Source organism: Variovorax sp. J22R115 (assembly GCF_030317005.1).
GTDB lineage: Bacteria > Pseudomonadota > Gammaproteobacteria > Burkholderiales > Burkholderiaceae_C > Variovorax.
In genome coordinates this window covers 33,351-59,089 of record NZ_JASZYM010000017.1, presented here as the reverse complement: position 1 = coordinate 59,089, position 25,739 = coordinate 33,351, and the positions used below count along the sequence as shown (strand labels likewise).

The 25,739-nt window shown below is 60.7% G+C and carries 24 protein-coding genes and 4 pseudogenes; 15 read left to right on the top strand and 13 right to left on the bottom strand.

All coding sequences use genetic code 11. The features are described from left to right. The 5 genes from QTI04_RS26895 to QTI04_RS26875 all read left to right on the top strand — a co-directional run bounded on the left by QTI04_RS26895 (nt 1) and on the right by QTI04_RS26875 (nt 5,125). Nucleotides 1-1,161, top strand: coding sequence for a hypothetical protein (locus tag QTI04_RS26895; protein WP_286618219.1), 1,161 nt, complete (start codon nt 1-3; stop codon nt 1,159-1,161). Between the two features lie 188 nt (nt 1,162-1,349). Further along, on the top strand, nt 1,350-2,615 hold the full coding sequence (locus tag QTI04_RS26890; protein ID WP_286618218.1) for a glycosyltransferase family 2 protein: 1,266 nt from the start codon (nt 1,350-1,352) through the stop codon (nt 2,613-2,615). Beyond that, nucleotides 2,605-3,672 (top strand): glycosyltransferase, encoded by a 1,068-nt coding sequence (locus QTI04_RS26885; protein WP_286618216.1) that lies wholly within the window; start codon nt 2,605-2,607, stop codon nt 3,670-3,672. Before QTI04_RS26890 ends, QTI04_RS26885 begins: the two co-directional genes overlap by 11 nt. Beyond that, nucleotides 3,666-4,409, top strand: a complete 744-nt coding sequence (locus QTI04_RS26880; protein WP_286618215.1) for an FkbM family methyltransferase — start codon at nt 3,666-3,668, stop codon at nt 4,407-4,409. The genes QTI04_RS26885 and QTI04_RS26880 overlap by 7 nt, the downstream gene beginning before the upstream one ends. Before the next feature lie 11 nt (nt 4,410-4,420). Beyond that, a complete protein-coding gene (locus tag QTI04_RS26875) occupies nt 4,421-5,125 on the top strand; it encodes a glycosyltransferase (RefSeq protein WP_286618213.1) in 705 nt (234 codons plus the stop codon). Nucleotides 5,126-5,139: 14 nt separating this feature from the next. Here QTI04_RS26875 and QTI04_RS26870 read toward each other — a convergent pair. Then, nucleotides 5,140-5,274 (bottom strand): annotated as a pseudogene (locus QTI04_RS26870) (IS3 family transposase); the annotation flags it as partial. 35 nt (nt 5,275-5,309) lie between these two features. On the opposite strand from QTI04_RS26870, the gene QTI04_RS26865 reads away from it, so the two are divergent. From QTI04_RS26865 to QTI04_RS26835, 7 genes and pseudogenes are all read left to right on the top strand, one after another. Next, nucleotides 5,310-6,710: a lipopolysaccharide biosynthesis protein gene (locus QTI04_RS26865; protein ID WP_286618211.1), complete on the top strand. Its 1,401-nt coding sequence runs from the start codon at nt 5,310-5,312 to the stop codon at nt 6,708-6,710. 190 nt (nt 6,711-6,900) lie between these two features. Then, nucleotides 6,901-7,578 (top strand): hypothetical protein, encoded by a 678-nt coding sequence (locus QTI04_RS26860; RefSeq protein ID WP_286618210.1) that lies wholly within the window; start codon nt 6,901-6,903, stop codon nt 7,576-7,578. After that, nucleotides 7,575-8,681 carry a glycosyltransferase family 1 protein gene (locus tag QTI04_RS26855; RefSeq protein WP_286618208.1) on the top strand — a complete coding sequence of 369 codons (1,107 nt, stop codon included), beginning with the start codon at nt 7,575-7,577 and terminating at the stop codon, nt 8,679-8,681. The genes QTI04_RS26860 and QTI04_RS26855 overlap by 4 nt, the downstream gene beginning before the upstream one ends. 131 nt (nt 8,682-8,812) lie before the next feature. After that, nucleotides 8,813-9,049, top strand: a pseudogene (locus QTI04_RS26850) (transposase); the annotation flags it as partial. 58 nt (nt 9,050-9,107) lie between these two features. Further along, a complete protein-coding gene (locus QTI04_RS26845) occupies nt 9,108-10,022 on the top strand; it encodes a hypothetical protein (protein ID WP_286618207.1) in 915 nt (304 codons plus the stop codon). Nucleotides 10,023-10,238: 216 nt separating this feature from the next. Beyond that, nucleotides 10,239-10,499: pseudogene (locus tag QTI04_RS26840) on the top strand (IS5/IS1182 family transposase); the annotation flags it as partial. 306 nt (nt 10,500-10,805) lie between these two features. After that, a pseudogene (locus QTI04_RS26835) lies at nt 10,806-11,195 on the top strand (hypothetical protein); the annotation flags it as partial. A gap of 352 nt (nt 11,196-11,547) precedes the next feature. Here the strand turns inward: QTI04_RS26835 and QTI04_RS26830 are convergent. From QTI04_RS26830 to moaC, 7 genes are all read right to left on the bottom strand, one after another. Continuing rightward, nucleotides 11,548-15,075: a pilus assembly protein gene (locus QTI04_RS26830; protein WP_286618205.1), complete on the bottom strand. Its 3,528-nt coding sequence runs from the start codon at nt 15,073-15,075 to the stop codon at nt 11,548-11,550. Between the two features lie 30 nt (nt 15,076-15,105). Continuing rightward, nucleotides 15,106-15,801 (bottom strand): hypothetical protein, encoded by a 696-nt coding sequence (locus tag QTI04_RS26825; protein ID WP_286618203.1) that lies wholly within the window; start codon nt 15,799-15,801, stop codon nt 15,106-15,108. Further along, complete coding sequence (locus QTI04_RS26820) at nt 15,798-16,949, bottom strand: PilW family protein (RefSeq protein ID WP_286618201.1); 1,152 nt, start codon at nt 16,947-16,949, stop codon at nt 15,798-15,800. The genes QTI04_RS26825 and QTI04_RS26820 overlap by 4 nt, the downstream gene beginning before the upstream one ends. A gap of 4 nt (nt 16,950-16,953) precedes the next feature. After that, nucleotides 16,954-17,436 (bottom strand): hypothetical protein, encoded by a 483-nt coding sequence (locus QTI04_RS26815; protein WP_286618198.1) that lies wholly within the window; start codon nt 17,434-17,436, stop codon nt 16,954-16,956. Beyond that, nucleotides 17,433-17,996 carry a GspH/FimT family pseudopilin gene (locus QTI04_RS26810; protein WP_286618197.1) on the bottom strand — a complete coding sequence of 188 codons (564 nt, stop codon included), beginning with the start codon at nt 17,994-17,996 and terminating at the stop codon, nt 17,433-17,435. The genes QTI04_RS26815 and QTI04_RS26810 overlap by 4 nt, the downstream gene beginning before the upstream one ends. Before the next feature lie 20 nt (nt 17,997-18,016). Then, nucleotides 18,017-18,481 (bottom strand): type IV pilin protein, encoded by a 465-nt coding sequence (locus QTI04_RS26805; protein ID WP_286618196.1) that lies wholly within the window; start codon nt 18,479-18,481, stop codon nt 18,017-18,019. Nucleotides 18,482-18,767: 286 nt separating this feature from the next. Beyond that, nucleotides 18,768-19,262 (bottom strand): cyclic pyranopterin monophosphate synthase MoaC, encoded by a 495-nt coding sequence (gene moaC / locus QTI04_RS26800; RefSeq protein WP_286618194.1) that lies wholly within the window; start codon nt 19,260-19,262, stop codon nt 18,768-18,770. 192 nt (nt 19,263-19,454) lie between these two features. Between moaC and QTI04_RS26795 the strand changes: the two genes are divergently transcribed. Then, entirely contained in the window at nt 19,455-20,885 is a 1,431-nt protein-coding gene (locus QTI04_RS26795) for a M48 family metalloprotease (RefSeq protein ID WP_286600794.1), read from the top strand. Nucleotides 20,886-20,930: 45 nt separating this feature from the next. Here QTI04_RS26795 and QTI04_RS26790 read toward each other — a convergent pair whose 3' ends face one another. The 3 genes from QTI04_RS26790 to QTI04_RS26780 are packed head-to-tail and all read right to left on the bottom strand — an operon-like array spanning nt 20,931 to nt 22,556. Further along, the gene (locus QTI04_RS26790) at nt 20,931-21,284 is read right to left on the bottom strand and encodes a phage holin family protein (protein WP_286600293.1); all 354 of its coding nucleotides are present in this window, start codon (nt 21,282-21,284) and stop codon (nt 20,931-20,933) included. Between the two features lie 16 nt (nt 21,285-21,300). Continuing rightward, on the bottom strand, nt 21,301-21,768 hold the full coding sequence (locus QTI04_RS26785) for a hypothetical protein (protein WP_286600292.1): 468 nt from the start codon (nt 21,766-21,768) through the stop codon (nt 21,301-21,303). Nucleotides 21,769-21,818: 50 nt separating this feature from the next. Next, nucleotides 21,819-22,556, bottom strand: coding sequence for a TerC family protein (locus tag QTI04_RS26780; RefSeq protein WP_286600291.1), 738 nt, complete (start codon nt 22,554-22,556; stop codon nt 21,819-21,821). 417 nt (nt 22,557-22,973) lie between these two features. On the opposite strand from QTI04_RS26780, the gene QTI04_RS26775 reads away from it, so the two are divergent. Together QTI04_RS26775 and QTI04_RS26770 are read left to right on the top strand one after the other, a co-directional pair. Beyond that, the gene (locus QTI04_RS26775) at nt 22,974-23,435 is read left to right on the top strand and encodes a DUF3717 domain-containing protein (RefSeq protein WP_286618193.1); all 462 of its coding nucleotides are present in this window, start codon (nt 22,974-22,976) and stop codon (nt 23,433-23,435) included. 16 nt (nt 23,436-23,451) lie between these two features. After that, nucleotides 23,452-23,757, top strand: coding sequence for a DUF2007 domain-containing protein (locus tag QTI04_RS26770; protein ID WP_286618191.1), 306 nt, complete (start codon nt 23,452-23,454; stop codon nt 23,755-23,757). Between the two features lie 10 nt (nt 23,758-23,767). Here QTI04_RS26770 and QTI04_RS26765 read toward each other — a convergent pair whose 3' ends face one another. Both QTI04_RS26765 and purB read right to left on the bottom strand, forming a co-directional pair. Next, nucleotides 23,768-24,328, bottom strand: coding sequence for a YaeQ family protein (locus QTI04_RS26765; protein WP_286618190.1), 561 nt, complete (start codon nt 24,326-24,328; stop codon nt 23,768-23,770). Beyond that, nucleotides 24,328-25,707 (bottom strand): adenylosuccinate lyase, encoded by a 1,380-nt coding sequence (purB, locus tag QTI04_RS26760; RefSeq protein WP_286618189.1) that lies wholly within the window; start codon nt 25,705-25,707, stop codon nt 24,328-24,330. Before purB ends, QTI04_RS26765 begins: the two co-directional genes overlap by 1 nt. Nucleotides 25,708-25,739: the final 32 nt, after the last annotated feature.

Here is a 25,739-nt window from a genome sequence, read left to right as displayed (position 1 = left end):
ATGCCAGACGACATCATGGACGGATTCTTAAGGCCGTTCGCGATGTTGCTGCCCGATGCAGACATTTATGCAGAAATCCGAGCGCCCGACGTTCGACTCGCATTGGTTGCGGTGTTTTCGCTAGTTTACGTGGCGACGAGGGTAAAAGGCACTTCAAATAGTCCGGATTCAATGGGTCGCGTGTTGGCTTTCCTTTGCGCGACCTTCATCGCATGGATTCTCACTTCAGGAAATGGCAGATACTATTTGGCAATCTTGGTGATCGTTGGGCCTGTGTGTGTTGCCTTGATTTGGAGGTTACCTCTCTCGGCATTTTTAAAAGGTGCGACGTTAATGCTGGCGCTGGTGGTTCAATTCTGGCTCGCTAGCACCGCGCAACCCCTCCAAGCCTGGTCGCTAACCGATTGGAACAGCGTCTCGCCATTTCACATGGAACTCCCCGAGTCGGATCGAGGCCCTGCAACATTTCTCACTCTCGCTACACCATCCTATTCAGTTTTGGCCCCGTCGTTTTCGTCGGATGCGCGGTGGGTCAATCTAAGCTTTTTGAAGGGTGTAGAAGGTCAGAATAAAGAGTTGCTTCAGAAGCTACTTCGCCAATCCGCCAGAATAAAGACCATTTATCCCAATTATTTGGGGCTGAGTAGTAATAGCGGATACCCATCAAAACAAGTGCTCGAAGATATTAATCTTCAGCTTGCGGAACACCATTTGACTGTCATGTCCGTGGAGCAATGTCGATCAATCATTGCGAAGTCGTTCGGACCGAAATTTGCTGTACAGATTGTCGTTCCAGCCGGCACGATCAGGGGTGCGCCCGGCTTTTGGCTTTGTGACACGATATTCGATTCGACGATTGTCGCTCCGCCATACCCGGGTATTTGGCCTGAGGCTGTCGCAATTTCAAAAGAAATTGAGTCAAGATGTCCGCGATTCTTTGGTCCGGGGAAAGGCGCTCCGACACTGAACGACGACTTTGTGTTTTTCGACTATCCAGCTTCGGATATGCGACTTTACGTATATCGATCAGGCGAGGTGGCTTACAAGTACTACAATGCGCTCAATCCGATTGTACTTCGTAAGGCGCAAGGCGGGTCCTTAAGCCTCGACTGCACAAAGATTAGGCGCACCTTCTTGGGTTCATTGTTCGATAAGAAGTAATCTTTAGGCCTCTGTCGCTGATAGTAATATCGTAAGAGATTGGGCGATGTTCCAAGCGGCGGGGAGAGCTGATGGAGGACTATGGACGCAACATCAATTGACCAAGGAAGGCAGAGCTCGCCGGCCAAAGCTGGATGTGCCTGCGTGTCTTTTCATTGGATACTAGTTTCCTAGAGGCGAGAGTAATTATGACTGCGGCGGTTCTGAATTCGGTAATAGCTCCCCCCGTCGGTCCGGCACATCTTTCAGCATCGGCGAACGCCTCGCCGATTGAGTTGACTATCCTCATGCCATGCCTCAATGAGGTGCGAACGCTCCCAACCTGCATCGCGAGGGCCAAGGCGTTCCTTGCGCGCGCGGGCATCGGCGGAGAGGTGCTTGTTGCCGACAATGGCTCGGCCGATGGCTCGCGGAATCTCGCCGCATCATGCGGGGCCCGCGTCGTCTCTGTGCCCGTGCGTGGCTACGGCGCGGCGTTGATCGCCGGCATTGAAGCTGCAAAGGGGCAATATGTCATCATGGGCGATGCCGACCAAAGTTACGACTTCGGCGAGCTTGACGGCTTCGTCGCTGCACTCCGCAGCGGCAGTCAGCTGGTGATGGGCAACCGCTTTCGCGGCAAGATCTTGCCCGGCGCCATGCCACCGCTGCATCGTTACCTCGGTAATCCGGTGCTCAGTTTTGTCGGACGGTTGTTCTTCAAGTCACCCATTGGTGACTTTCACTGTGGTCTGCGCGGCTTTGAGCGGCAAGCGATCCTGCACTTGGGGCTGTGCTGTGAAGGCATGGAGTTTGCCAGCGAGATGGTCGTTAAGGCATCCTTGAGCCACCTGCGCATTGCCGAGGTGCCGACCACTTTGTCTCCCGACGGGCGCGATCGGCCGCCGCACTTGCGCACATGGCGTGATGGTTGGCGCCATCTGCGCTTTCTGTTGCTATTCACGCCGCGATGGCTGTTTCTTTACCCGGGCGCTGCGCTGGCCCTGCTGGGGTTGGTCCAGTTAGGACTCGCGCATGCGCACCCGGGAGGATGGGGTCGATGGCCCGTCGGCATTCACACTCAATTGCTTGCGTCCGCCGGGATGGTGCTGGGCTACCAAACCATGCTTTTTGCGATGGGTGCGGTGCTTGCGCGCCACTGGGCTCACCTGAACACGATTCACCCTCGCGATCGATGGGCACTTCACGTGGCTAGCGGGTCGTTGCTGCCCGCCGGCGGCGGACTTGCTACCTTCGCGGGTCTGGCATTGTGTGCAAGCCTGACCTGGCAATGGGGCAGCAGCGGATTTGGCGCACTGGAACCAGAAGCGGCGATGCGTCAGATCATTCCCGGCGTGGCGTTGCTGCTGATGGGAACGCAATCGGTGCTCGCATCGATTTTTTTCGCCGCGCTACGCAGCGCATTCGATTCTCGCCGGCCGGCGGTGGCAACAGGACAAACAGTTGGGGGCTGATGTGGTAGCCCGTGATAACCTGCTCGATTCGACACCAGCAACAAGAAGCCTGGGGATTGCTGCAAATGCGCCGTACGTGGTCGTGATCATGTCGACCTTCCAAGGCGAGCGGTATGTACGAGAGCAAATGCTGTCCGTCTTGTCACAGCTTCCCGCGCGAGGCACTGTGCTTGTACGAGACGATGGATCTACCGACAGAACGGTGGACGAAATCGCGGCGCTGACCGACCCGCGGATCACCATCATCGCCGGCCAAAACTTAGGTTTCGGACAGAGCTTTCTCACCTTGCTGTCACTGGTTCCAAAGGACGTAGACATGGTCATGCTTGCCGACCAGGATGACGTCTGGCTCCCTGACAAGCTTCAGCGTGCGTGGGGACGACTCAACCAGCTTGGCAGCGAGCCCGGGCTGTACGGAAGCGCGCAGACGTTCGTCGATCAGAACTTGCATCCGCTGGGTCGAACGCCGCCCCTGCCACGCAGCCCCTCAATGGCCAACGCCTTGACCGAGAACATCATCGTTGGTTGCACGGCGGCTATCAATCGCGCCGCACTGTTGCTCTTGCAACGGGCCGGCGTACCGGCGTCGGTTCGCTTTCATGATTGGTGGATCTATCTGGTCGTGAGCGCCTTCGGTGTCGTGGTGTACGACGAAGAGCCGACGCTCCTGTATCGCCAGCATGGCGGCAACGTGATCGGACGACATCCGGGACTGGTGAAGCGCATGCAACGAGCCTGGAAGGTCATCGTGCGCGACGACTGGACCAGCAGCCTGCTGGGACAGATCCATGCGTTCTTCGAGCACTACGGGAACCTGATCTCACCTGATGGCAAAAGTTTGCTCACGCATTACTTCGTTGACCGCGAAGAGACCGCTGTGCCTCGCTGGGCTTCGGTGTTCAGTCCCCGGCAACGGCATCAGTCCCTCATCGATGATGTGGTCTTGAGGTGCCTGCTTGCGTTGCGCAAGTTGCCATCGGCCCCGTTCATGATGCAGCGCCCTGGGACTTCCAGACTCCAGCCAGCACGCAGAGCGCCGAAAGACCATCGATGCTGATGGAGATTCTTAGGTCCGCTCAGCTGTTCGCTCGTCGCTTTGGCATTGACGTCATGCCCTACAAGCCGGGTTCGCATCCCATCGCCCGCAGGCAGCGCCTGATCAAACACCATCGAATCGACACCGTGCTGGATGTTGGAGCGAATACCGGACAGTTCGGACTGGAGCTGCGTCGACAATTCGGATACCGGGGGCGCATCGTGTCGTTTGAGCCGCTCGGCGCCGCATACGCCAAGTTGGAGCGCGCAGCACGTGGAGACGTCGACTGGCAGGTGCTGCAAATGGGCTTGGGCGATATGCCGGGCACTCAGACGATCCACGTGGCGGGCAACTCCGAGAGCAGTTCGATTCTCGCGATGCTGAAACTGCATGAGGAGTCCGCGCCGCATTCCCGCTACATCGGCGAGGAAACCATCCGAATCGAGACGCTGGACGCCATGTTCGACAAGACCTGTGGCAGTGCACGCAACATTTACCTCAAGGTCGATACGCAAGGCTATGAGGCCCAAGTCCTTCGGGGTGCGGCTCGCAGCCTGGAGCGTATCGACACGATTCAGTTGGAGATGTCGTTGGCGCCACTTTATGCGGGCCAGGCGTTGTTCGATGACCTGTATGCCGACCTTCGCAGCAAGGGGTACATGCTGGTCGGAGTCGAGAACAACTTCGGCAATGCCCAGACCGGGCAACTGCTGCAGATCGACGGCATCTTTCGTCGTGAGCTGGCAGCGCAGTCGTGACTCCCCCACTGTTGAGCATCATCATCCCGGCACTCGACGCAGACCTCGAACTGCGTCGCTGTGTGGATTCGGTGTGTCTGGCCATTCCCGATCCAGAAATGCGGGAGATCGTGCTGGTGCTCCCCGGCAGCAAGGTGGCCGACACGGCCGCGAAGTTTCCGGATGCTCGCATCGTCGCCGAATCGCGACCGAGCGTGTACGCGGCCATGAACGACGGCGTTGCTGCCAGCACGGGACGCTATCTCTACTTTCTGGGCAAGGACGACATCCTTTTGCCGTCGGTCCATCGAGTTCTGAGCCTGGTGGCGGCCGAGTCGCCTGCAGCCGTCTTCTCCGATGTTTATTGGGGCTCGAAGGGGCGTCATCGGGCTCTACCCAACCGCTTCCAGATCCTCGTCCTCAACGTCTGCCATCAGGGGATTGTTTATTCTCGCGAGGCAATTGCCACGCACGGACCCTTCATGCGGCGCTTTCGCACGCATGCCGACCATCTGCTGAACATTCGTCTGTTGTGGGATGCGAAGCTGCGACAGCGCGTTCGTTATCTGGCGGTTCCAATCGCCTGGTACGCTGCCACGGGGTTGTCATCGCGTACCTTCGATGCCAATTTCGTGCGCGCGCAGCCAGCCATCATCGGGCGGTACCTGGGGCCGATTGCAGCAGCATTGTGGCAACCATTCAAATGGTTCCGGCTTCGATGGCACAGGGGCAATTGATGCGCCTCCAACGCGAGACTTTGCGCCCTGCCCTTGTCTACACGGATGCCGCGCGCGAGCAATTTCTTGCACATGCGCGGCCAGCCGTAGCCGCCACGCGTCTCGGCATGAATCGCCTTGATATGCACCAGTACAGCGTCGTCGCTCAGGTGGCTTATCTGGATGAGCAACCTAGGCGGTAGCCGTGAATCTTGTCGTCGTCGCGCGCCATCTGCGGATAAAGCCTTTCCCTGCCGACACCGAGGAAGGCCGGGCGGCCGAGCGCTACCGGCGAGCCTCGTGGACCATGTTGGCGCACGCAGCAAGCAGTGCCGCCAGCATGCTCGCCTTGGTGCTATCCGTTAGTTGGACAGTCCCCTATCTCGGCGCAGAGCGTTTTGGCGCGTGGATGACCATTGCCAGCTTGGCCGCTGTGTTGAGCTTCCTCGACCTGGGGGTCGGCAATGGGCTGACCAACCGCATCGCGCGTGCTGCGTCCGAGCTTGGGATCAACGAACTTTCGCAGGCCGTCAGCGGCGGACTTGGAGTGCTGGCTATCCTAGCCTTCGCGCTGTTGCTGTTGCTGGGCGCCGCTGCATGGCTGCTGCCGTGGCAGGTGTTGATCAAGACCACCTCGGACGCACTGGTCGATGAAATCCGCATCACTGTATTGATGTTTGCAGGATTGTTTGCCGCATCCATCTTCACCAATGGCGTGCTGCGGGTCTACCATGGCCTGCAGCGTGGCTTTGAGGTCTTCGCCACCAGCGTGCCCTGCACCTTTGTCGGGCTTTTGTTGTTGTACATCGCGACGCGATACCACGCTGGCATGCTAGTGCTGCTCCTATGTAGCATGGTGGGGGGCATGTTGCCCGGAGTGTGGCTGTGGATTCAACTGTGGCGCAAAGGATTGTTTCGCCTTGCCGGCTTGGTTCGTTCAACCAAAATTGAGAAACCGAAGTTGCTACGCGTCAGTCTGCTTTTCTTCGTCCTGCAGATCGGCACTGCGTTTGGGTGGGGAATGGACAGCTTGATCATCTCCAGCACGCTGGGCGCGTCCGCTGTTGCCGCCTTCACGCTGGTTCAGCACATGTACTTGTTCGCTGCCCAGCCAATAAACATCTTGAATAGCCCGCTGTGGCCCGCATACGCAGATGCCAATGCACGCAATGACCGGGCGTTCATCCGCAAGACGCTTGGCTCGGCAGCCCAGTTGACGCTCGCATATTCCGCCACGTCGGTGGTGGTGTTGGCCTTTTTGAGCGCTCCCTTGCTGCGGTATTGGACGGCCGGTCAGGTCGCCCCATCAGCCAGTCTTGTCTATGCCCTTGGTACGTGGACCGTTGTAGCGGCGATGGCTAATTGCTTTGCGATGTTTATGAATGGCATGGGAATACTCCGGCCGCAGGCCGTTGCAGTTCTAATCATCGTTGCTGTCGGCGTTCCCTTGAAATTTCTTATGGCACGAACGACGGGCGTCGACGCGATGGTCTATGTCTTCACCGCATTCTTTGCCATCACACATTGCACACTGTATGGCATCTTGTATCGCCCCCTGATTGAGAGGCACCTAGGACTCGCCATCTCGAAAATCGACCGCAAATGAATATCTGGATTCTTCTGAAGTTCGCGAAGCGCTGGCTCGCAAAACGGCAACATCGGTACTGTCTCGTTGGGACGCACCGCCGTATCACGCTGCCACTTGGCCACAGGCGGACGAAAACCAGCAGGCGTTTCTCAACTACGATCGAAAACTGCCCGTCATTGCCAGGCTGGTCGACAGCAAGTAAACAGGCATGGTGACACTGAATATCGGCGCCAACATTCGCAATCCGATCGATCGTAAGCGGCCCCATCCTGTGCTTGAAAGGCAATTCGGCGTTTCTGCCATATCTGCAGGCCAACCCTTTACCGTTGCCCGGCACGAACCGAGTGATTCCAACTTTCCTCGTCCGTCGGGGGCCGACGACGTGGATTTCGAAGTACTGACTACGGGAGGCACGGCGCATCTGATGCCAAGCCGGATGGTTATGCGTGAACAGGTCGCCAGTCGCACGACCACGGTGCCGGAAATATTGGCGAAGAATGCCGATCTTGGGCCCGGCAAGCTCATCATGACAGACACGAACGGTTTCGACTTTGCCATGTTGCTTGGGGCGCTGGACATGCCGATCCTGTTCTTCGAATTTGACCCTCTCATCGGGAATTGGAACCCCTCGGAAGCCGTCGCAGCAGTCGAAGGCTTGGGTGGTATCGGTTATCGCTCGGTCGTTGTGTATGACAACTATGGCAACTATCTGATGGGTACCGACCTCACGCGCGGCCTGGCGCAAGACTTGGTCTGCAATGTGATGCAACGCCGCGGCGCAGGCGGCGGGGCAGTCTACTTCGACCTCTGCTGCTTCTCGATCGCAGATGCGGACATTTTCCAAGCTCTGATCCAGCATGAACGTGCGGGGATCAGGGCGTCATGAAGATCGCCTTTGATCACCAGGCCTTCAGCATTCAGTCGTTCGGAGGCGTTTCCCGCTATGCCGTTCGTCTGGCGGAGCATCTTGGACAACACGGCCACGACACGAGGATCTTCGCCCCATTGCACATCAACCAGTTTCTGGATGATTTTGCTGCCCAGCGCGGCAGCATCCGCCTGCCGTTTTTCCCGCCTGAAGCAGCCCCTTTGCTGCTTGCGGCAAATCGAACAATACTCAAAATGCAGAACCGCCAAACTTGGCGACCCGACCTCGTGCACGAGACCTACTACACAGATCGCCCCGTGAACTTGGGCGGCACCAAGGTGGTGGTCACTGTGTACGACATGATCCACGAACGGATGCCCGAGTGCTTCCGTCTGCAGGACGGGACCACACGGCGTAAGAAGAGTGCGATCCGCAGGGCCGATCACTTGATCGCAATTTCGAACTCAGCGAAAAATGATCTGTGCGACTTGTTCGACGTGTCGCCGGACAAGGTGAACGTCGTTTACCTCGGCGTCGACCCACTGCCGTACCCGAATTGCACCGTTGGGACGGGTACGGGCCGGCCGTTCCTGTTGTATGTGGGGCAGCGCCATGGCTACAAGAATTTCCGAGCCCTATTGCGCGCTGTCGGCTCCCGTCCGGCACTGCGGTCAGCGTATGACATCCTGGCCTTCGGTGGCCGGCCCTTCAGTAGAGAGGAAAGGCAAGCAGCCGTCGACGCGGGCGTGCGCGTGGATGGTCTGCACCATCTGGGTGGCAACGACGCGGTGCTGGCAGCGTGCTACCGTGCTGCGGCAGCCTTCGTCTATCCCTCACTTTACGAAGGATTCGGTCTTCCTCCCTTGGAAGCGATGTCATGCGAGTGCCCTGTTATCTCAAGCAACACTGGTTCACTACCCGAAGTCATCGGTGACGCTGCTGAATTCTTTGATCCGAACGACCCGGACTCGATCGCGCACGCGGTCGACACCGTGTTGTCAGACCAGGATCGGCAACGCCAACTCGTACAAGTTGGACTGCGGCGGCTGCAGTTTTTCTCTTGGGACCGGTGCGCACGGGAAACGTCAGCTGCTTATGAGGTCGCGCTGGGCCGTCGGTAATGATCTCGAGCAGCAACGCTTCTGTTGGTGCACGAGCCATGCTCGACACCCTTGTTTCCGTGATCATCACGTTCCGCGCCGCGGGCGTTGCACTGGAACTAACGCGGCGCTGCGTATTCCGGTCGAGACATCAGCCGATGGGCGTGCCTAGGATGCTGCCTGCGCAGTACTGCCTCGCCGACGAGGCGCTGAAAGATGCCCTGTACGCAGCCAGGCACTGCGCGGCTTCTTGGGGCTCGAACTGTCGCGCGCATCGGTGCCCGCCCCCACCATGCTGCTCAAGTTCAGGCGCCTGCTGCTGGGCAATGACCTCGCCAAGGCGCTGTTCGACGAGATCACACCGTGCCGACCAAGGCCTTCTGATGCGCACCGCCTGAGGCGTCGGCTCACCTCGTCCGTTGTGCACCAATTCACAGAGAGAGCAACATGAGATTTTTCAGTAAGCTAAAGAGCCTGGCTCGTTTGAGTGACGTGATGAGGCGTCAATTGGAAATGCGCGAAATACAGTTGCTGGCGATAGGGAAGCAGCTATCTTGGGCCTGCTATCGAGCAGGCCAGCTTGACTCGCTGGCAGATGTTGAGTTCAAGATTTTTTCTCAGTTCGGAGATGATGGAATCATTCAGTGGTTGATTCACCACCTTGATATTCCACATAAAACATTTATTGAGTTTGGTGTGGAAAATTACCGCGAATCCAACACCAGATTTTTGATGATGAACAATAATTGGTCTGGGTTTGTAATGGACGGATCAAAGCGCAACATTGCTGATATAGTTAATGCCGATTACTTTTGGAAATACGACCTTACCGCAAAATGCGCGTTTATTGACCGCAACAATGTTAACGAATTAGTGTCTTTGTCTTCATTTGATAAAGAGGTCGGCCTGCTTCACATTGATTTAGACGGCAATGACTACTGGATATGGAAAGAGCTTACTGTAATATCGCCTGTGATTGTTGTCATTGAATTCAACAGCATTTTTGGCGCGAATAGAGCCATTACAGTTCCATACGACAAAGGCTTCCGTAGAACGGAGAAGCACCACAGCAACCTTTATTTCGGAGCATCTATATCTGCCGTTCACAAATTGGCGGAGCGGAAAGGATATTCTTTCATAGGCTGTAACAGCGCTGGCAACAATGCCTACTTCGTTCGAAAAGATAAGCTTAATGGCGTTGTCGGCGAGAGGGCTCTGAAAAATGGATACGTCGCTTCCAAATTTCGTGAGAGTAGAAATGAAGTTGGCGACCTCACGTTCGTGTCTGGACACAACCGGACGGCCCTTATACGGGGGATGCCTGTTCATAATATAGAAACGGATGCGATCGAAGCGTTCTGAGGGGGTCGGTGCCCAACAGGCGGTTCAAGCCGACGCGGATCGGTCGGGTATCCGAGGATGTGTTTGGATGGACAAGTGTCCAGTCGATCATCGAAGATTCTTACCGTGCCACTATCCAATCGACAAGGCAGATGTCCTTGTAATTGGGGACAGCTTTTCGAGCACGATTGCATGGCAGTCCGTTCTCCAAAAGGCAGGGGAGAAGGTCCACACTTCGAGATGGGAAAATGGGTGCCCGACACCACCATGCTGCTCAAGTTCAGGCGCCCGCTGCTGGACAATGACCTCCCCAAGGCGCTGTTCGATGAGATCGACACGCACCTTGCCGACCAAGGCCTTCTGATGCGCACCGGCACCATCGTGGATGCAACCATTATCGCGGCGCCCAGCCCGACCAAGAATGCGGACAACACGGGCGACCCCGAGATGCATCAGACCAAGAAAAAGAGCAGTCGCTGGCACTTTGGAATGAAGGCTGTGGCGAGTCAATCTAAGTGCGAGTCGCGCGACAATCTGGATGAGGATTGTGTTCGCGGCGACTTGATGATTCCCGATGATCCTATAGATGTGCTCGAGGTGGGCTGCTACTGGGCATCTGCTGGCCGGACTACCACCAGCATGCCGTCTGCACGTTATGGAACCTAACGCTGCGGCGGCGGCCAAAGCAGAAGCGCGCGGCGTACGGATCGCAGCGGAGCATTGGGAAAGCGCGGGCGACGTGCTGCACTATGACGTGATCACCGCCTGTGACGTGGTCGAACATGTTGCCAACCCCTTGAGTTTCTCGCCCACCTGGCAACCCGGTTGAAGCCCGGGGGTCGGATGATCGTGACGACAGGCAACTCAGAGGCTTGGTTGTGGAAGCAAATGCAGTCGAGGTTTTGGTATTGTCATTACCCGGAGCACATCAGCTTCATCGGCCCTCGCTGGCTTTCCTTGATGTCAACGCGTGCCGGGCTGCGCGTCACCCGCATTGAGCGCTTCAACCACGCCGGCAAGCCAGGACTTCTGGGTACGCTGAGCACGCTTGCACAGATGGCGATCTTCTTGGTGTCACCAATTGCCTATCGAAACTTGCATCGGTGGGCTGCGGGTACGCATGACGATGTGGTGCCGCCGCCGAGTGGGTCTTTGACGAAAGATCACATTTTATGTGAGCTGGTCAAAGTCTGAACTGTAAGCGGCTTTGATATCCGCCGCGTGAGTTCTCAGCGCTCGCGCGCCTCTTGGTCGCGGTTGCGGGCGCACGACGCGGCCATCGAGGTAACGGGGCTTGAACCGTGCCTGATTGCGGCGCGTGCCGTTTCCTGAATTTCCGACGGAAGTCCTGACATCAACCGCGCACTTCTCGTGCGCGTCCTCTCGGCATTCCAGGGAGACCTCACGGGCGTTCGGCACGGCAGTGAGCCCGGCCTAATGGCATTCGGCTTGCGCCGTGCTCCTTGAAGAAGGCAATTCTCGGAATTTTGCCTTCCGAGCTGGGGCATTGCCGCCGGCGAGCTCGGGCTCGAAACTTCAATTCGCCTCAATTCGTTATCACTTCCCGCCACATGATCCGAGTCGGGTTCGTCGAAGACGGTATCGCCACATCGTAGACCTTGGTCTTCGCGTCAGAAGTGCGCACGAGGATCTTCACGGTCCCGTTGGGCAGTCCTTCGGGCTGCACACGGCTCGCCAACACATTGCCGACGTAGCGGCTTGTCAGGTTCGGTATGGGTTTGCCGCTGCTGTAGTTGATGAAATAGAGATTGGAACTCCCTCCCGGCGCACATTGATCGCTCGAAGGTATGTTCGTCGTGAACGCAAGAACACCCTGGAACAAAACCGGACTCGTGTAGGAGCGCTCGCCTGCGGGTGTGGTCGCAAAATCCAGTACCCAGCCCTTCTTGGTCGCGAGATCCACCGGATTGCTGGTCACATTAATGTTGGTGCCGGACGCCACGGCGGTCTGCCGTACGAGCTGAGTGCGTAGCGGTGCGATCGTCGGGGTGGTCGACTTGTCGTCCAGCAGGCCGTACATCGATTGCGCCCGGGTGGCGCTCGCCTTGGCGCCAGATGTGCCCGGGATATCAGTCGTTCCGAGGTAGGACCCGGTACCCACGAAGACCATGCGTTTGTCATTCACGACGCCGAGCTCTGGCGTTCCGGTGACGGGTTGTGCCGCGCCGCTGGCGTCTACCAGCGTCGCCAGCAGCTTCACGTTCCAATTGGTGGTCGACGCATCAGACAGGTCGAAGCGCCAGACATTGCCAAGCGTGTCGCCACCGTAGACGTAGTCGGCGGTGTCGTCGACACCCGGGTTCGCCAGGAAGGCGCTGATCTTTGCCAGCCCGCTGGGGTCTGCGCTTGTTCCGGCACCGGTGCTGATGTCCTTGATCAAGGCACCCGTAGCGGTGTTCAGCACGTAGAGGTGGCCAGCGCCATCGCCCCCCGTCGTGGAACCATTGTTGTAGCCCGAAGTCACCAGGGTGACCCAGCCCGCTGCCTTGGTCTTGACGTTGAGCGGCGAGCCATAGGTGTAGCCGATGTTGTTCTTGACTGCCGCAGGTGTACTCGCGTTAGGAAACTCCCACATCACCTTGCTCGCCACCGTGCCATCGGAGGTGGCAGTCGGGTCGGTCACATTCAGCGCGTAGTAGCCCCTTCCACCCTTGGCGAAGCCTCCGACCAGGACGGTGGCCCAGCTTGCGGCGGGCGGTGTAGGTTGGTTCGCCTGCGTATTGCTGAGATCCACGTCGGTCGCCGTAGGCGTTCCATTCACATAGAAGCGGTGCTGAAACAGCGACTGCTGCGTCAGACCGACCAGCGAACTCGTCGAGGTGTAGGTAGTTGAAAGATTGGCGTCCAGCAGGTTGCCGGGCACATAGGCCCACAGTTCGGCGCCAGTACTTGCGTCGAAAGCGTGCAGCATGCCGTCATTGGCGCCCTGATAGACCACCTTGGTGCGAGTCGCCGCAGTGCCTGCCTTGAAAGTGGCATATCCGGTATCGGTGTAGCTCGAGCGCGGCGCGGACACGTAAGTCGGCTCGGCATCCACGATGTCGCCCAGCACATGGGTGCGCGTCCGGTAAGGCTTGGCGCTATCGCTGCCATCACCCTCCTTGCTTCGATCTCCCCGCAAGTAGGAGATCACCGCCGCATTGTCGGTCGGGCCAGGCGGCGTGCCCGGCGAGTTCAGCCGCGACAGCTTGGCAGCCAGGCCGGTCGCAGTGAAGGGCACTCCGGCACTCCCGTCGAAACTTGCGATATAGCGCGAGCTGAATGTCTTGCTGTCCAGCAGTGACTGAGCTGACCAAAGCGCCGTGTCGCTCAAAACGCCAGTATTCAGATCGATCGCGAAGGCCTGAAGGTCGCCGTACCACGCACCAGAGTTGAAGCTGGAGGCGAAGGCCGAGTTGTCACCCGATCTGACATTCGGGTTGCTGACGGCCACGGAGGCGGCCGAGCCCGTACGGTTGACGATGTCGTTGAGGATGGACGAAAGTGCCGTCTGCAGCTTGGCCGGGTCTTTGGTATTGAAATATTTCCCGTGGCCGTTGAGCGCTGCGTGCCAGAGGTCATCAATGGCGGTCGCGGTGTCAGCCACCGGAGTGGGCCATTTGCCCGTTCCCGTTGGCGCCGATGTAAGGGTGCCGCTCGCGCCGAGACCAATGGTGAAGGTCGTCATGTGCTGCCATGTGGCCGGATCGGAGGCATTGGAGGTTACTTTGCCTGCCGAAGAACCCGTGAGGTCGGTGATCCAGTACTTCATCGCCACGTCGGCAAGAGTGTCGGAGGCCGTGTTTCCGTCATAGAAAGGAGCAGGGAAACGCTGGTCTTTGACCAGTGGCGCGCCCGCGACCGGATCATTGATGGTCGCACCGTTGTCAGGATTCACGTAGACGTTGGCGGGCAAAGTCGGGACGGTGGTGTCCTGGTCATCCGCTGACGTGATTCCGGTGCCATTCCAATAGCCATCCGTCGAGAGGATCGAGTAGTTGGGCGTGCAGGCAAGGGGGACTGTTGTGCTTCGGCTTGTAGTGGTCGCGCCGGGCATGGTTCCACTCTTGAAATATCGACCGGCGCGGTCGAGTGCGGCGACCAATGGCGTGCCGCCGTTCGGATTGATGGAATGGAGCTTTGAGTACCAAGTATTCTTTTGGGTGCCATCGAAATCAGACAAGGCAACAAAATTGACCGCAGAGGTGTTGTTGTTTGAGTTGTTGTCGTTGATCGTCGCAAAACCTACACGAGACTTTGCGTCGAGAGCAGAAAAGGCGAGCCCCAACGAGGACTTTGCGGTCAAAATGCGGGTACGGTAATAACTGAACCAGTTCGCGAAATTCTGAATTTCTTGGTCGTAGCTGCAGGATGTGACGGTTGAATCGCCGCAGTCGGTTCTTGTGGCCGCCTTGGGGAACGGGGCCGAAGTACTGATAATTTCTTTCCGGTCGTAATTGCCATCAATGTCTTGGCCTGAACTCCCGTTTTCCGTCCCGGAGCCTTTCCACACGTAATAAAACGCGTAGCGGGCATATTGAGTTGTTTTGGAGGTGGTAGTCGTGGACGAGCAGCTGTTATTGGTTGCGAAGCTCGCGGCGTCGTATCGCGGCAAAGCGGGGGCATTTGCATCGTTCCAGCACGATGTGGTCAGATCCACGGTGCCAGTAACGCCCGATTGGGTCGGATACGGATCGATTCGCGCGCCGGCTTTCGGGCTGTTACCCATCGATGACGTAGATGTTGTGGCGGCGCCGTCGTATTTCACCCCTGGCAAATAGGTAATTCCCGGGTTGTAGTAGAGCTGATTGAAAGAGGGCGAGTAATAGGCTCGCACGTCTTTCCTGCCGTTCGTGTATTCGGCGGTTGCGTCGCCCCCCGTAATCGAACCCCACTCCATACTGCCCGAGTTATCGAGTGTGAAAAGGACGTTCGGCTTGACCCCGCTCTGAACCGCCAGCGGAACGTCCGTCAGGTCGGTCGTCGCCGCGAAGGCCTGAAAGGGCTGCGCAATCAGCGAGAGCACCATGATGGAAATGATGCCGGTCGAAGTTTTTTTGAGTGCTGGATACATGGTGCGTACTCGTTGTTGTTGCGGCCGTACTCAGCCGTACGGCAGTTCGATCGTTGTCTGGACGATGCTGCTGGTATTGCGCGGCCCCTGGACGCGCACAGTCACCCGGTAGTGGATGGTGGGCCGCGTGGGTGGCGGAGGCGCCAGGCTGCCGAAAACGTTGGTGGTCTGCGCGTGGCTGCTGGTGTTGTCGTCCACCGAACCACCGCCGGCAGAAAACGGCTGCCCGGCCACGCACTTGCTGGTGAGCAGGGTCAGTGGGTCGGTGAGCGCCGGGGCGGTGGTGCACAAGCGATCGATGACGTACTGCACCCGATACGTGGATTCATCGGTGCAACTCACGGCGGTGGTGCCGCCCGCAGTGTCGTAGCACGGTACGTTGGCCCAGTTGATCGTGGAGGGGACGCCGTTGGCGTCCACAGCCTGCATCAGGCGAAAGTATGTGTTCGCAACGTCCACGTTGTCCGTGGCGAGTTTGGGCAACGCGTTGAAGGCACGTTCGGCGCCGGTGTCGGCAGCACTGGTGGTTGCGTTCTTGAACGCGACGTTGCCGGATATGACGCTTGCGGTGTCGGTGGAACGCAGCAGCGCTGCCGCCGCGAGCGAAAGCGCCAGGAGCGCGATCAGCGCGATGAACACGATGACGCCGCTCTGCGGCTTGGCACGGCGGTAGCGCAGGGCCGAGGCGTGGACCCTTGGTCCCCGTAGGGATGAGGCGAGATTCATGGCAGGTTGGCCCAAAGAACGTTGCGAAGCGGCACCACGGTCTCGAAGGTGCGGTAGCGGTAGCAACGCCAGTCGGGGTCGTTGCTCAGGTCGATGGCCGGGCCGCCGGGCCAACTCGCGGGTGCCACGGTGGTGATCGCGCATGCGGTTGCGCCATCGGGCAGTCTTTCCCTCAGCGGGCTGCGGACGACCACCGCTATGCGCACGGCCTTGATGCGCCTGACGTCCGCCAGCAAGGGCGTGGCCCAGTTTCCTGCGGCTCCCCCGCTGGTCGCGCTGACCCAGTTGTTGACAACCTGGCTGCCGGCGTCGCTGATGCCGTATTGGGCCTTGAGGCTGACGACGTTGTTGGCCAGCTGTACTTGGGTCGTCGAACTGAAATAGTCCTGTGAAATCAGCGAGCCGTTCACTACCGAATACGTGCGCTGAGTGAGCGCGCCCACGTCGAAGATGCGCGGATTCGTGCTGTACGAAACCGGCCAGCCCTGCGCCGTCATGTAGGCCGCCGGGGGGTTGTAGGTGGGTTGCGCTGCAGTTCCTGTGGCGGTGTCGTGCGAGAGGATGAAGGTCGTCGGGCTGGCCGGGTTGGCCACGCTGCCGGTGATGCGCGCCAGGGCGCAGTCGCCGCTGTCATCGGTCACCCATACGAAGCCACCTGTGGACGAGAGTCCCACGGGTGTGGTCGGCTGAAGATTGGCGGCCGCCGTGTTCGGAGGATTCGCGGTGACGTTCTGCAGCAGCGCGTCAAGGACGTTGGCGCGCACGGAAGTGCCCCAAAGCAGGGTGATTCTGTCGGATGCGCCCGCCGCGGTACCGCCATCGGTGATGCGGACAGGCGTGCCCCCGAAGTCGGGCACCGGGCCGGTGAGGGTGCCATTGCTGAAGTAGGCGAAGTACCTCCCGCAATTCATGACGCGAGCCGATGGCATGCCCCAACCCGCGGCGCGAATGTCCCGCTCCATCGTGGTGAGACTGAAGATGCCGTTCTGCTGTGTGTCCGCACCGGACGTGGTCGTGCGCTTGATCCCTTCGTTGGTTGCGACCACCTGGTAGATGATGATCGTGACGACAAGGCCCACCACCATGCCCACGAGAATTTCGACGAGGCTGAATCCTCGCTGGCGCTTGGCGTGCTGAAGTGTTGACATGATTTCAGCCTTGAATCTGCGTCGTGAGCGTGAAGTTGTGAGGCGTCGCGTCTTGCGGTCCTTGCCAGCAGAGGGTCAGGGTGATGGCGTTGCTCGGCCCGACGACGATCTGTTGCTTCAGGTCGGTCGCGCCGGGCAGCGAACCCGGGTTGGTCGGGTCCGACAGCCCGCTGAGCCAGCTGGTCACCGCCGCATTGCCGGTGGCGTTAGTGCCTGAACTGCAAGGCACATCCGCGGCATTCAACGCATACGTCGGCACGTTGAAGCGGTCGACCCACATCTGCCCCACGATCTGGTTGGCGAGCAGGCTCGCCTTGGCACGGTAGTCGGCGTCGCGCACCGTTCGGATTGCGGTCGCCTGCAAGCCTACGATGCCGAGGATCGCGAAGGAAAAGATGGCAATGGCGACGAGCGCTTCGATCAGCATGACGCCGCGCTGCGATTGGGGCTGCTTGCGCGTGGCTCGGGGAGGCAGCTTGTTTCTCATAGACAACCTTGGGGATTCGTCGCCAGGGTGAACGCGGGGTCGCAGAGCCTGGCATCGCCGCCCGGCGCGAGAACAATCGACAGCGTGCGCGTTCCGGTGCCTCCGGTGACGTCGATCTTGCGTACGGTGGTCGCCGTGGTCAGGCGTCCCAGTCCGGTGAATGCAACGTTCGCCGGCATGCCGGCACCCGCGGCAGCCACCGTAGCGGTCACGGTGGTTGCGGTGCCGATGCGGGCATTCGACGAAGCGGACCTTTCCCTGCGGGTCTGGATCTGCTGATCGAATACCGCCGGCGTGGCTGTCGCCGCGGACATGACCGCCCAGTCCGTGCCGCCTGTGACCGCTGTGCTGTTCGAGGTGTTGAGCAACTGGAACTGAATGTTGGTATTCCGGCGTATGGCTTCGGCACGGGCGAGTTGCAGGCCGTTCAGAACCGAGTCCGCGGCGGCGCGGACCTGGGTGTTCCGGATGAAAGTCGTGTAGCTTGGGTACGCGAAGCTGAGCAGCAGGGCGAACAGCGAGACGGTCACCATCAACTCGACCAGGGTGAAACCCTTCATTCGAGCGCGCACGACGCGTTTCATGGCTTGCGAAGGACCCAGGTGGTCTGGGCACCACTGAAATTCCAGGCGCAACTGGTGCAGGTCGTCCCCTGGTTGTTGCGCTGGTCGATCGTGTAGGCGAGGCCGGCCGTCAAACGGCCCGTGGCACCGGTGGCTGTCGCCGTGTACGTCTGGCCCGAGTTCGCCGTGGCGCACGCATAAGTAAAGCGCGCGCTGGCCGGGGTTGGCAGCGCAACACCACAATTGCCGCCCGCAGCATAGGTGCGGTTGTCCTGGTAGTACTGCTCCATCTGCGTCCGATAGTCGGCAAGATTCGTAGGAGCCTCTTGCACCTGACCGCGTCGCTGATAGTCCGTGTAGCTCGGATAGGCGATCGTGGCCAAGATGGCCACGATCGCGACCACCACCATGATTTCGATCAACGTAAAGCCGGACTGGGGCTTCGGATTCGATGACCGATTCGAGAAACTGGACGGTTTCATAGGGGCTTGGTTCTCTGGCAAGTTAGGCTGCATGCGCAATTTCAACATTAGTCACAGATTGTCACAGCCTGCCTGAAGACCCAAAGCCGTTCGGCATGCGGACATCGCCGTTGGTCGGCGGCGGAGGCCCGGCGCCCAGGAATGGTCAGATCTGTACTTGTACCGACCTAACGACGAGCGCGCTTCGGCCACCGCGATCACTGATCGAGGTACGAAGCTCTTGGATGGTTTGCAGGCGGGCGCGTCTGCGGAGGGACTACCGTCCCAAAACTGTCAGGTAGCTGATTCAGCCCGGATTCGCCGTGCCGGCCGTATAGCTCCCCGACTTCCCCCCGTGCTTCTCCAGAACATGGACGTCGGTGATGCGCATGCCCCGGTCGACGGCCTTGCACATGTCGTAAATCGTCAGCAGCGCCACCTGCACCGCGGTCAGCGCTTCCATTTCCACGCCGGTCGGGCCCACCGTTTCGACTGTCGCCGTGCAGCTCACCTGGGGCAACCCGCCCTCGGACAGGGCGAAAGCCACCGCCACGCGCGTCAGCGCCAGCGGATGGCATAGGGGAATGAGGTCACTCGTCTTCTTCGCGGCCTGAATGCCGGCGATGCGCGCAACGCCCAGAACGTCGCCCTTCTTCGCGGTGCCCGATTCGATCAGCGCCAAGGTGGCTGCCTGCATCTCGATGCGCCCGGTCGCCACGGCCACGCGATGGGTGGCCGGCTTGGCGGCCACGTCGACCATGTGCGCCTGGCCCTGGGCGTCAAAATGTGTAAGGGAGCTCATCTGTGAACGTTCGGCGAAGTGCCGCATCATACGAGGCCGAACCATTGACCAGGAATGTTGCGGGTGACTCCAGTTTTCCACTCCACCGGCGCGCCTCGGCCCGCCTGGCGCCTCTTGCGGAGCGTGTGCGCCGCAGTGGTGATCGCCGCGCAATTGGCGCTGCCGGCCCCCGCCCTGGCCCAGCTGCCGGGCATGGGCGACGGCGGCGAGATGACCGCCAGCGCCGAGCGGCATCTCGGTGACCAGATTGCACGCGAGCTGTATCGCGATCCGGACTACATCGACGATCCGGTGCTCGCCGAGTACGTCGACGACATCTGGCAGCGGCTGCTTGCGGCCGCGCGCACGCGGGGTGATCTCACGCCCGAACTCGACGAACGATTCGCCTGGACGGTGGTGCTCGGGCGCGACCGCAGCATCAACGCCTTCGCCCTGCCGGGGGGTTACCTCGGGGTCAACCTGGGCCTGATCGCGGTGGTGGGCAGCCGGGACGAACTCGCCACGGTGCTGGGACACGAGTTGTCGCACGTCACGCAGCGCCATATCGCGCGGAATATGGCCAAGCAGAGCAAGCAGATGCCGCTGATGCTCGCCGGGCTAATCCTCGGCGCGATCGCTGCCAGCAAGAGCCGCAGCCCCGATGCCGGGCAGGCGATGATCATGGGTAGCCAGGCCGCATTTGTCCAGAACCAGCTGAGCTTTTCGCGCGACATGGAGCGCGAGGCCGACCGCGTCGGGTTCGGTGTGATGACGCAGGCCGGCTATGCGCCGCAGGGTGCAGCCGCGATGTTCGAGAAGCTGCAGTACGCGTCGCGGCTCAACGACAACGGGTCCTATCCGTACTTGCGCAGCCACCCGCTCAACAGCGAGCGGATCGCGGACATGCAGGGTCGCTTTCAGTTCAAGGCCGGAACGCCGCCGGCCGCGCTGCCCCTTGCGATGGACCACGCCATGATCGCCTCCCGGGCGCGTGTGCTCACGCGCCCGGGCGTCGACGTGCTGCGGCTGTGGGTCGACTCCGCCTCGAGCGGCGAGTTCGCGAAGAGTTCGCCCGCGCAACAGGCCGGCACGCTCTACGCGGCAGCGCTGGCCGCCAGCGAACTGCGCGACTTCAAGGCAGCCCGCGCGCTGGCGCAGCGGCTCGTCACGCTCACGGCGGGCAATGCGCCGTCCTCTCGCCTCGCGCGACTACTGTCGGCCGAGATCGAACTCGCGGCGAATGCTGCACCTGCCGCGGCGGCGCTGCTCGATCCCAAGGCCAAGGACCGGCCCGAGATGTTGTTGTCCGCACAGGCTGCAGTTGGCATGCGGAATTCCGCGCCGATGATCCAGCCGCTGCGTGATTGGGTGGCCGTCCATCCGCGCGACGCGTCTGCCTGGCGCACGCTGGCCAATCTGTACGGGGCGCAGAACGACACGGTCCGCGCGGTGCGCGCGGATGCCGAGGCCAACGTGGCGATACTGGACTATCCGGGTGCGCGCGATCGTCTCCGGGCCGCTCAGGATCTGATTCGCAAGGGAGGCGTGTCCGTCGATCACTACGAGGCGTCGATCATCGACACGCGCGCACGTGCAGTGGAGGTGCTCTTCAGGGAGCAGGCGGCCGAGCAGCCGCTCAGGTAGGGGAAAAGGAAAGCGCGCGGCGTGAATGCGCCGCGTCGCAATGCTTCAGCGCTTGGAGAACAGCCCGCCCAGCGCGGATTCGATGACCAGTCCCAGCAGTGAATAGATCAGCGAGCCAATCAACGCGGCGACGAAACCATCGACGTGAAAGCCCGGCAGCAGGCCGGACGCGGCCCAGAAGAGCAGGGCGTTGATCACGAACAGGAAGAGGCCCAGCGTGACGATGGTGACCGGTAGCGTCAACACCACCAGCACCGGCCGCACGAACATGTTCAGCAGGCCGATCACCGCTGCGGCCAGCAGTGCCGAGGTGTAGCTCGTCACCTGGACACCGCTGTAGAAGTAGGTGACTGCGAGCAGCGCGAGCGCGCTGAGCAGCCACTTGATGAGCAGTCGCATTCAGGGAGTCGCGCACCTATTCCGATAATTCGTTGGCCAGCATGAGCAATGCGCCCATTCCGACCACGGCGCCTGGCAAGGCCCAGCTCGACTGTCCGGGCGGCGCGACGTCGGGTGCCACGGGCTCGAGGTCGACTCCGATCTTGGGCCGACGCGCATCGACCACCTGGGCCGCGCCGTGTTCCAGCTTCAGGCGCTTGGTCAGATCGGTCAGCGGCCCCTTCGCGAGGACCGGGATTACCTGCCCGCCTTCATGGGCCAGCAATGGCAGCAGTTGATCCTGCACCTTCGCGAACCACTTGGCACGCCAGTTCTCACGCGCACTGTGGCTCACCCACTTGCTGATGCGGTGCGTCATGCGAGGGGCGCAAGCCACCAGCACCCATTGGCGTGGCCCGCCGCTGCCCGCTTCCGCCGCTGCGACCTTGGCGAGAAACTCGCGCGCATAGGCCGCATCGTCGACGTACAGAATGATCTTTTCCATAGGTGCTCCTTCTTTCATTGGTTGGAGTGGCAGAGGCAACGGGTCGGAGATCAGGCAGTCACGGTTTCAGCAGGCTTGGGACGACGTGCCGCAACCCATTTGCCGATAGCGAGCACCAGTAGCGCACCGAAGACACCGGCAGCGTAGCGCACCACATCAGTTTGCGGCAGTTTCGGCACCCACGTCCATGCCGCGGCATTGGCAACGGCCGGGTCCGACACGGCCATGGTGCCCGCGATCCAGCCCAGAAGCATGCCGCCGAGCGTGATGATGATCGGGAAGCGGTCCATCAGCTTGATGACGAGCTGGCTGCCCCAGACGATGATCGGGATGCTCACCAGCAGGCCGAAGATCACGAGCGGCATCTGGTGGCCTTCGCCGGCACCTTGCGCGGCGCCCGCAATGGCGATCACGTTGTCGACGCTCATCACGAGGTCAGCCACGATCACGGTCTTCACGGCGGCCCAGAGCTTGTCGCTCGCGGTGATGTTGCCATGTGCGTCGTCATGCTCGGGCGCGAGCAGCTTGACGCCGATCCACACCAGCAAGAGGGCCCCGGCGAGTTTCAGGAAGGGGATCGCAAGCAGCGTGAGCGCGAAGAAGATCAGGATCACGCGAAGCACGATGGCGCCCGCTGTGCCCCAAAGGATGCCCTTGGTGCGTTGCGCCGGTGGCAGCTTGCGGCAGGCCAGCGCGATCACGACGGCGTTGTCGCCACCCAGCAAGATGTCGATCATGATGATCTGACCGACAGCGACCCAGAACTCGGGGGTCATCAACAGTTCCATAAAGTCCTCCATTCAATTCGAAACCGCCCATGCGGGTCGGATGAAGCGGCTGACTGAGGATTCGGAAACCCCCAAGGAACTTGCAATCGCTTCGATCAAACCAGCACGGGTTCAAATCGAAGGTCTTGCTCGGCAGCGCGATGGCTGCCCGACAGGCCGGAAGTGTTGTGTGCTTCGTATTGACGACCTGACGATGTCCGCTCTCGACAGCGGACGGGAGCTACTCCCCTTCGTGGGCGCGATTAGAGCATCGAGGCCGTCCTGTGGCAACCCGCGGTCGCCGGCCATTCAAGAAAAAGGCGCTGGGAACCCCTGTCAACACAGAGATGATTGCTATCTATTTAATAGCGCCCAATTCCTTCGCCGGTTGCGGGACTTTGGCGGACTATGATGCCCGCTCGCATTTTTCGTCCCCCCATGGCCGCCATTCACATCACCGACATCGAGGCCGCCATCAACTTCTGGCGCGACAGGAAACCTTCACCCGACGGCATCACGCTCGCGCCCGAGTTGCGCGCGTTGGCCGAGGTCTACGCGCTGATGGTGTTTCATCACGAGGACGAGGTCGACGAGGTCGGCTTCCCGTCCGAGGCCTGGGCCGCCTGGCTCACGTGGTACCACAGCACTCCCGACACGCCTTGCATCGCGATCTGCTCCACCAGCCAGGGCGACGACGAGTGCAAGGGCTGCGGCCGCAGCTTCGACGAGGTGCAGCATTGGCCCGCGATGTCGCCGGCCGAGAAGCGATCGACATGGCGCCGCATCACCATGCAGGACAGCGCTTGGCGCTTCAACAAGTACGCCGAGCGCGCACGCGAGGCCGAGCATGTGTGGCCCGACGACGATTCCGGCGAAGCGGTACCGGACAAGTCGGACTGACGGACTGACCCTCGCCATGCGCCGCCTCGTGCAAGCCCCCAACCTGGCCATCGCCACGCTGTGGGTGCATGTGCTGCGTGAGGATGGCGTCGAGGCTTCCATCCAGCGCGAGTACCTCGGTGCCGCGGCAGGGCAGTTGCCGCCCGACCAGTGCCTGCCCGAAATCTGGGTCGAGGACGACGAGCAGTACGCGCTCGCCGAGCGCGTACTGCACGAATTGCGTCATCGCCCCCAGCGTCGCTGGCATTGCGTCTGCGGCGAACTGGTCGAAGGTGGCTTCGAGCAGTGCTGGCACTGCGGCGCCATGATGCCGGTGGGGTAGGGGGTGGGCCCTATCTTAGCTTGACTGGCTCGATGTCGATGTTGTGCGTGCCGTCGCCGAGCATCAGCGCGCCCTCCTGGATCGTCGCCTGCAACTGCATCGAGCGTTGGGCGAGCGCCGCCAGCGACTGCGAGGCAGCCGTCGGCACGCGGAACACGCTGAGGTTCTGCGGCCGCGTCAGCTTGTTCTCGATGCCGCGCCACCAGATCTCGGCCGCATGGTTGAAGCAATAGACGATGACTTCATCGGCCTTGCCGCAGGCCTTGATGATGGGCTTGTCTTCCGGCTGTCCGACTTCGATCCACAACTTGACCTCACCGGTGAAGTCGCGCAGCCACACGTCGGGCTCGTCAGGGTTCGACAAGCCGGCGCCGAAGGCCAGTGTGCCGTCGCCGTTGCACACGTCCTGCAGCTTGTACGCATTGAGCGCGAGCGCAGCCAGGCGGATCATCATCCGCTCATCCGTTTCGCTGGGATGGCGCGCGAGCGTCAGGGCATGGTCGGCGTAGTAGTTGTGATCGATGTCGGCGACGGCCAGGTTCGCTTTGAAAATCGTGGACTTGAGCGCCATCAGACCCGCCGCGCCAGTTCGGCCGCCTTGCCGATGTAGCTCGAGGGCGTCATGGCCAGCAGGCGCTCTTTTTCCTCGTCAGGAATGGCGAGCGAGCGGATCAGCCCATGGAGCGCCTCGGCCGTCACGGTCTTGCCCCGCGTGACTTCCTTCAGCTGCTCGTAGGCTCCTTGCACGCCGAAACGCCGCATCACGGTCTGGATGGGCTCAGCGAGCACCTCCCACGACGCGTCGAGGTCGTCGGCGAGCGCCTCCTCGTTCAGTTCGAGCTTGCCCAGACCCGTCGCGAGGCTGGCGTAGGCGAGCGCCGCGTAGCCGAATGCCACGCCGATGTTGCGCAGCACGGTGCTGTCGGTCAGGTCACGCTGCCAACGGCTGATGGGCAGCTTTTCGCTGAGGTGGCGCAGCACCGCGTTCGCCAGGCCCAGATTGCCTTCGGCATTCTCGAAGTCGATCGGGTTGACCTTGTGCGGCATCGTCGACGAGCCGATCTCGCCCTTCTTCAGCCGCTGCTTGAAATAGCCGAGGCTCACGTAGCCCCAGATGTCGCGCGAGAAATCGACCAGGATGGTGTTGATGCGCGCCACCGCATCGAACAGTTCGGCCATGTAGTCGTGCGGCTCGATCTGGATGCTGTAGGGCTGGAAAGTGAGCCCGAGGCCCAGCGGCGCCGGTGTTTCGACGACCTTTCGGCTGAAGGCTTCCCAATCGAAGCCGGGCCATGCCGCCATATGGGCGTTGTAGTTGCCGACGGCGCCGTTCATCTTGCCCAGCAACTGCACGGCTGCGATCTGCTCGCGCGCCTTCGCCAGACGCACGGCGACGTTGGCGAGCTCCTTGCCCACGGTGGTGGGGCTCGCGGTCTGTCCGTGGGTGCGGGAGAGCATCGACACGCTGGCGAACTTGCTCGCCATGTCGCGCAAGGTCGCGATCAGGCCATCGATGGCCGGCAGCATCACCTTTTCGCGCGCCGCCTGGATCTGCAGCGCATGGCTGGTGTTGTTGATGTCCTCGCTGGTGCAGGCGAAATGCACGAACTCGGAGGCCGCGAGCAGCTCGGGACGGGCCTCGAACTTCGATTTGATCCAGTACTCGACGGCTTTCACATCGTGGTTGGTGGTCTTCTCGATCTGCTTGATCGCGACCGCATCGGCCTCGGAGAAGTTGGAGACCAGGCCCAGCAGGTACTTGCGAGCACCCCCGGTGAGGGGCTTGAATTCGGCGAAGCCGCAGTCGGAGAGCGCGATGAACCACGCCACCTCGACCTGCACTCGCCGGTGCATATAGCCCTGTTCGCTCATCAGCGGACGCAGCGCCGAGAGCTTGGCCGCGTAGCGGCCGTCGAGGGGAGAAAGTGCGGAGACGGTGGAGAAACTCATGGGCGAATTTTAGGTTGCGCCCCGCAGGAGGC